Origin of the sequence: Pseudomonas sp. SF2 (assembly GCF_036858055.1) — a bacterium.
In the GTDB taxonomy this organism is placed as follows: domain Bacteria; phylum Pseudomonadota; class Gammaproteobacteria; order Pseudomonadales; family Pseudomonadaceae; genus Aquipseudomonas.
On record NZ_JAMBDI010000075.1, the window covers coordinates 1 to 6306 of the forward strand.

8 protein-coding genes are annotated in these 6306 nt (G+C 65.9%); all 8 read left to right on the forward strand.

All coding sequences use genetic code 11. From position 1 onward, the window contains the following. Positions 1–242: 242 nt before the first annotated feature. Genes M2S36_RS24750 through M2S36_RS24785 form a run of 8 tightly spaced genes read left to right on the forward strand, consistent with a single transcriptional unit; the run spans position 243 to position 6276 of the window. Positions 243–1412, forward strand: a complete 1170-nt coding sequence (locus M2S36_RS24750) for a PepSY-associated TM helix domain-containing protein (protein WP_333958013.1) — start codon at positions 243–245, stop codon at positions 1410–1412. Positions 1413–1432: 20 nt separating this feature from the next. Continuing rightward, the gene (locus M2S36_RS24755) at positions 1433–1972 is read left to right on the forward strand and encodes a thiamine pyrophosphate-binding protein (protein WP_207833718.1); all 540 of its coding nucleotides are present in this window, start codon (positions 1433–1435) and stop codon (positions 1970–1972) included. Continuing rightward, the gene (locus tag M2S36_RS24760) at positions 1969–2289 is read left to right on the forward strand and encodes a hypothetical protein (protein WP_063915024.1); all 321 of its coding nucleotides are present in this window, start codon (positions 1969–1971) and stop codon (positions 2287–2289) included. Before M2S36_RS24755 ends, M2S36_RS24760 begins: the two co-directional genes overlap by 4 nt. Next, positions 2286–2855: a DUF6162 family protein gene (locus tag M2S36_RS24765; protein WP_207833721.1), complete on the forward strand. Its 570-nt coding sequence runs from the start codon at positions 2286–2288 to the stop codon at positions 2853–2855. Before M2S36_RS24760 ends, M2S36_RS24765 begins: the two co-directional genes overlap by 4 nt. Before the next feature lie 16 nt (positions 2856–2871). Then, a complete protein-coding gene (locus tag M2S36_RS24770) occupies positions 2872–3774 on the forward strand; it encodes a metal ABC transporter substrate-binding protein (RefSeq protein ID WP_063915026.1) in 903 nt (300 codons plus the stop codon). Beyond that, positions 3771–4517 (forward strand): metal ABC transporter ATP-binding protein, encoded by a 747-nt coding sequence (locus M2S36_RS24775; protein ID WP_333958014.1) that lies wholly within the window; start codon positions 3771–3773, stop codon positions 4515–4517. Before M2S36_RS24770 ends, M2S36_RS24775 begins: the two co-directional genes overlap by 4 nt. Beyond that, positions 4517–5416, forward strand: coding sequence for a metal ABC transporter permease (locus M2S36_RS24780; RefSeq protein WP_063915028.1), 900 nt, complete (start codon positions 4517–4519; stop codon positions 5414–5416). The genes M2S36_RS24775 and M2S36_RS24780 overlap by 1 nt, the downstream gene beginning before the upstream one ends. Further along, positions 5413–6276 carry a metal ABC transporter substrate-binding protein gene (locus M2S36_RS24785; protein ID WP_233687756.1) on the forward strand — a complete coding sequence of 288 codons (864 nt, stop codon included), beginning with the start codon at positions 5413–5415 and terminating at the stop codon, positions 6274–6276. The genes M2S36_RS24780 and M2S36_RS24785 overlap by 4 nt, the downstream gene beginning before the upstream one ends. Positions 6277–6306: the final 30 nt, after the last annotated feature.

Genomic DNA, 6306 nt, shown 5'->3' on the forward strand with positions numbered 1-6306 from the left:
GGCAAGCCGGGCTCCCACAGGTACAGCACAGACCTCAAGGTTGCGCGTTCCCTGTGGGAGCCCGGCTTGCCGGCGATGGGCTGCGCAGAGCCCCAATGACAGTGACTGACAGGCATTGGCCTCGACCTTGAAACATTTGCTTGCATTTAAAGCGGCAGGTTTTCGATTCTCATTCGTCTTTATCAGTACAGCCCCTCTTTGGCTGGGCACACGCTCGACTCCCCATTGCAGAAGACCGTCAGATGGCCAAATCACCGAAAAAATCCAAATCCAGGCTGTGGTTCCTGGTCCACAGCTGGCTCGCCTTGCCGATCTGGTTCTTTGTCCTGATCGTCTGCTTCACCGGCATGCTCGCCGTGGTCAGCCAGGAAATCGTCTGGCTGGCCGACCCGGCCGTGCGCGCCAACAAGCCCGGCGCCGACGTCGAGCGCCTGAGCTTCCAGCAACTCCTGGAAGCCCTGCACAAGGCCGAGCCGGACATGGTGGTGGAGCGGCTCAACCAGCCCGACGGTTCGCACTTTGCGGTCAAAGCCAATGTCACCTTGCCTGACGGCACCAGCCCGACACTGTATGTAAACCCCTACACCGGGGCCATCCAGGGCAAGACCCCGGACTTCAACTTCGAAGCCTTCACCCGCGCTCTGCACGGCTGGTGGCTGGTGCCGTTCACCAACGGTTTCAGTTGGGGCTGGTACCTGGTGTCGCTGCTCGGCCTGCCCATGCTGGCTTCGCTGGTCACCGGCCTGGTGGTGTACAAGAAGTTCTGGAAGGGCTTCTTCAAGCCGGTGCGCACCGGCCATGGTTCGCGGATTTTCTGGGGCGACCTGCACCGCCTGGCCGGGGTCTGGTCGATCTGGTTCATTGCGGTCATTTCCATCACCGGTACCTGGTTCCTGATCCAGGCGATCCTGGCCGACAACCACATCACCATTTCCAGCCGGCCCGTCGTGCCGGTGATCGCCCGTGAGGACGTGCCGCAAACCCCGACTGGCAGCCCGGCACCGCGCATCGACCTGGATGAAGCGGCACGCATTGCCGGCCTGGCGATCCCGGGGCTGGAAATCAACTTCATCTCGCTACCGGCCACCGCCTACAGCCACGTCACCCTGGCCGGGCCGGGCTGGTACCCGCTGATGTTCCAGAGCGCTTCGGTAAACCCCTACACGCGCAATGTCGACAGCCAGTTCCTGATCAGCGACCGCTCGGCGCTGGAGTTCGTCACCGAGTCCATGCGCCCGCTGCACACCGGTGATTTCGGCGGCCTGCCGATCAAGCTGGTGTGGTTCTTCTTCGGCCTGGTCCTCACCCTGATGGTGTTCAGCGGCTTGCTGATCTGGACCAAGCGCACCGCCCAGGCCACCGCCGCCGCCCTCAAGCGCAGCGAGCGCACGCCGCGCATGACGCGCAATTAAACCCCCGTGGAGATCCGCCCATGAGTCAGGCCCAAGCCGTGCCCGCCAGCCCGCTGAAGCAACGATGGCTGAAGTGGCGTTTTCACCTGAACATCCTGCTGATCCTCATCCCGCTGGGCTTCATGCCCAAGTACTTCGCCGACGCCAAGCTGTTCCGCGGCGAAGCGGGCCTCGGCGCCAATGTGATCAGCGACATCCAGGTCGGCCCCTATACCCTGGACCTGGCCGAACTGCGTGACGAGCCCCCCCGCGCCGACGGCCCGGCCGGCCACTTCAAGGTCTTCAATGCATCGCTGTGCAAGGCCTGCATCAACGGCGTCAAGGCAGCCTACCTGCGCATCGGCAAGCCGCGCAGCCTGCGCGCCGCCGGCACCATTTTCTTCGGTGCACCGTACAACATGGGCACCTCGTTACCGATCCCGCCACGCACCAAGCCCGATGCGCAGATCTGGATCACCCTGGAAGGCTGGGACGGCAGCATGCACCAGGCGTCGGTCCCGCTGGCCAAGGCATCGCCAGCCACCGTGGCCTGGCTCGAGAAACAAGGAGGCAAGAAATGAAGCACGTGATGCGCACCCTCACCCTGCCCTTGCTGGTGCTGGCCGCTGGCCCGGCCCTGGCGCACAACCCGATGTGCGAATGCGAAGAACTGGCCAGCGGCCAGGTCAAGTGCACCGGCGGTTTCTCGGACGGCAGCGGTGCCCCCGGAGTAACCCTGGATGTGATCGGCTACGACGAACAGGTGCTGGTCGGCGGCAAGCTCGGTGATGACTCGACCCTCACCTTCAAGCGCCCGGACGGCGAATTCTACGTGCTGTTCGATGCCGGCCCCGGGCACGTGGTTGAAGTCGACTATGCCGATATCGCCCAGCCATGAGCCGCGCCCAAGTGATCCGCCCGGCCGGTGCCGGGCACGAAACCCTTTACGTGCTGCTGGTCAGCCTGCTGATCGTGGTACTCGCTGCCAGCGTGGTGCTGCTGCGCGGCGAACGTGAGGACGAACAGGCCATTGCCAGCCACCAGATCGACGCCCGTCGCGACCTCACCGCCGCCGAGCAAGGCCTGTACACCGACCTGCGGGTGGCCTTCGACGAGATCCTGCTGCTACGTGAAGAAAACGCCGCCGCGCCCAGCGTACAGGCCCTGGCCGAGGAGGGCCTGCCGCCGTTCGTGGTCGATGCCGGCAGCCAGAGCCGCGGCAGCCACCAATGGTCGTGGCTGGAACCCGGGGCCTACCTGGGCCGCAGCCAGGCCCCGGAAGTGGCCGGCAGCCTGCTGCTGATCCTGCCGGCCGACAGCACCGGCCAGGCCGATGTCTGGCTGCGCCGGGACAGCGCCGCCCTGCCCCCGGACGACCTCGGCCAGGCCGCCCTGATCGCCGCCGGCTGGCAGCAGGTGGTCAGCCACTACGACGCCGGGGTCACCCGCGAACACCGTCACTGAACCCAAGGACTCCCCCATGCTCCGCTCCGCCCTCGCCCTGCTCCTGGCCCTTGCCCTGCCGGCACTGGCCCTGGCCGATAACGGCAAGCCGCTGCGCATCGGCATCACCCTGCACCCCTACTACAGCTACGTGAGCAACATCGTCGGCGACAAGGCCGAAGTGGTGCCGCTGATTCCGGCAGGTTTCAACCCCCATGCCTACGAACCACGGGCCGAGGACATCAAACGCATCGGCACACTGGACGTGGTGGTGCTCAATGGCGTCGGCCATGACGATTTCGCCGACCGCATGATCGCCGCCAGCGAAAAGCCCGGCATCAACACCATCGAGGCCAACCAGAACGTACCGTTGCTGGCAGCCACCGGCATTGCTGCCCGTGGCGCCGGCAAGGTGGTCAACCCGCACACCTTCCTGTCGATCAGCACCACCATCGCCCAGGTCAACAACATTGCCCGCGAACTGGGCAAGCTCGACCCGGACAATGCCAGGCTGTACACGCAAAACGCCCGTGCCTATGCCAAGCGCCTGCGCACATTGCGTGCCGACGCACTGGCCAAGGTCACCGAGGCCCCCAGCGCCACCTTCCGCGTCGCCACCATTCATGCTGCCTACGACTACCTGGTGCGCGACTTCGGCCTGGAGGTGACCGCGGTGGTCGAGCCAGCCCATGGCATCGAACCCAGTCCGGCCCAGCTGAAGAAGACCATCGACCAGCTCAAGGCGCTGGACGTGCGGGTGATCTTCTCGGAAATGGACTTTCCATCGGCCTATGTCGAAACCATCCAGCGTGAATCCGGCGTGCGCCTGTACCCACTGACGCACATTTCCTACGGCGAATACACCAAGGACAAGTACGAGGTGGAGATGAAACGCAACCTCGACACCGTGGTCCGCGCCATTCAGGAGAACCGCGCATGACCGCCGCCGCCAACCTGGTGGCAGCCTGCGGGCCGCGCATCGAGTTCGCCGGCATCGACCTGACCCTGGGCCGCACCCGCATCCTCGAACAGGTCAGCTTCAACGTCGCCGCTGGCAGCGTGCATGCCATCGTCGGCCCCAACGGCGGCGGCAAGAGCTCGCTGATCAAGACCCTGCTCGGGCAAATGCCGCACCAGGGCCAGCTGACCCTGCACTGGCCCGGAGAACGCGAAGTGATCGGCTATGTGCCGCAGGCACTGGAGTTCGACCGTGGCCTGCCGATGACCGTGGACGACTTCATGGCTGCCATGTGCCAGCGCCGCCCCGCCTTCCTCGGCCTGTCGCGTCGTGTGCAGCCGGCCATCGACGCGGCCCTGGCACAGGTCGGCATGCTGGACAAGCGCAAACGGCGCATGGGCGCGCTGTCTGGCGGCGAACGCCAGCGCGTGCTGCTGGCCCAGGGCCTGATCCCCGAGCCGCAACTGCTGGTGCTGGACGAGCCGATGTCGGCCCTTGATGAAGCCGGCATCCAGGTGTTCGAGCAACTGCTGCTGGGCTGGCGCCAGACCGGCACCACCGTGCTGTGGATCGAGCACGATCTGGAGGCCGTGCTGCGCCTGGCCGACCGGGTTACCGGCCTGAGCCGCCAGGTACTGTTCGACGCCCCACCCGCCCAGGCCCTGACCCCGGAGCGCCTGCTTGGCCTGTTCTCCGTTCACCCGCGTAGCGAGAGCCTTGCCTGATGAGTTTTGAAACCTTTCGCCAAACGGTCCAGGACTGGGCCACTGCCGGCTACCTGCCCGAGGCGCTGGCCTACGGCTTCGTGGTCAACGCTCTGCTGGCCGGCCTGATGATCGGCCCGGTGCTGGGCGGCCTGGGCACCCTGGTGGTGGTCAAGCGCTTTGCCTTCTTCTCCGAGGCAGTCGGCCATGCCGCGCTGACCGGCGTGGCCATCGGCATCCTGCTGGGCGAGCCCTACACCGGCCCCTATGGCAGCCTGTTCGGCTACTGCCTGCTGTTCGGCATCTTGCTCAACTTCCTGCGCAATCGCACCGGGCTGTCGCCGGACACGCTGATCGGCGTGTTCCTGTCGGTGTCACTGGCGCTGGGCGCCAGCCTGCTGCTGATGCTGGCGGGCAAGATCAACGTGCACATCCTCGAGAACGTGCTGTTCGGCTCGGTGCTGACCGTGAGCGGCCAGGACCTGGTGGTGCTGGGCATCGTCGCGGCGCTGGTGCTGGTGCTGGCCGTGCCGCTGTACAACCGTATCATGCTGGCCAGTTTCAACCCGCAACTGGCGGCCGTGCGCGGCGTGGCGGTGAAAACCCTGGACTACCTGTTCGTGGTACTGGTGACCCTGGTCACCGTGGCCTCGGTGAAGGTGATCGGGGCGATCCTGGTCGGGGCGCTGCTGGTAATTCCCGCTGCCGCCGCACGCTTGGTCAGCCAGTCGCTGAAGGGCTTTTTCTTCCTGTCGGTGCTGATCGCCACGCTGAGCACGCTGCTCGGCATCCTGCTGCCGATCGTTTTCGACCTGCCGGTGCCGTCCGGCGCCGCGATCATCCTGGTGGCCGGCATCTGCTTCGCCCTCGCGGCGCTGGCCCGCGCCCTCGTCCCCCGCCTGCAAGGAAACCCGGCATGAACCTGAAACGCCTGACTCTGGTACTGGCCCTGGCCGGCCTGCCGTCGTTGTGTTTCGCCACGCAAGTGCTGACCACCCTGCCCGTCACCCACAGCCTGGCCAGCGCCCTGCTCGACGGCACAGCGGTGCAGCTCACACGTGCAGCGCCCGCCAACCTGCCGGCCAGCCGCCAGCCGTCCTATTTCAGCGGGCGCGGTGGTGCCGGCCTGCACAAGGCCGCGCAGCAGGCCGACGCGGTGATCGGCGTGCGCTCGATCTGGCGTGACGACCCGCTGTACCCGATGGCCCGGCGCAGCAATATCCGGATCGTCGAGATCGACGCCGCCCGGCCGTTGGATGGCGCGCTGCCGGGTATTGCGGTGAACGGTGACGAGGCCTATGGCGCCTACCCCTGGCTCAACCCGAGCAACTTCGGGCGCATGGCCGATGTGGTGGCCAATGACCTGGAACGGTTGGCACCAGACGACAAGGCGAAGATCCAGGGCAACCTGGCGGGGCTCAAGCGCCAGTTGCTGGAGCTGTCAGCCAGCAGCCAGACGCGATTGGCCAAAGTCGACAATCTGACGGTGGTGAGCTTGTCGGAGCGGCTGGGTTATCTGGCCAGCGGGTTGAACCTCGACGTGGTCGAGCAACCGTTGCCGGCCGAGTGGGATGCGGCTGCGCTGAAGGCACTGGGTGACAATCTGAAGGCGCAGGATGTGGCACTGGTGCTGGACCACCGGCAGCCGGAGGCGGCTGTGGCCGAGGTGATCAAGGCAGCCGGGGCGAAGCTGGTGGTGGTGGAAAGTGACCCTGAGGATGCGCTTGCCGGATTGAAGGCCAGTGTGGATCAGGTGGTTGGGGCATTGGCCGAAAGCTGATAGCGCCTATGCCGGCCTCTTCGCGGGCAA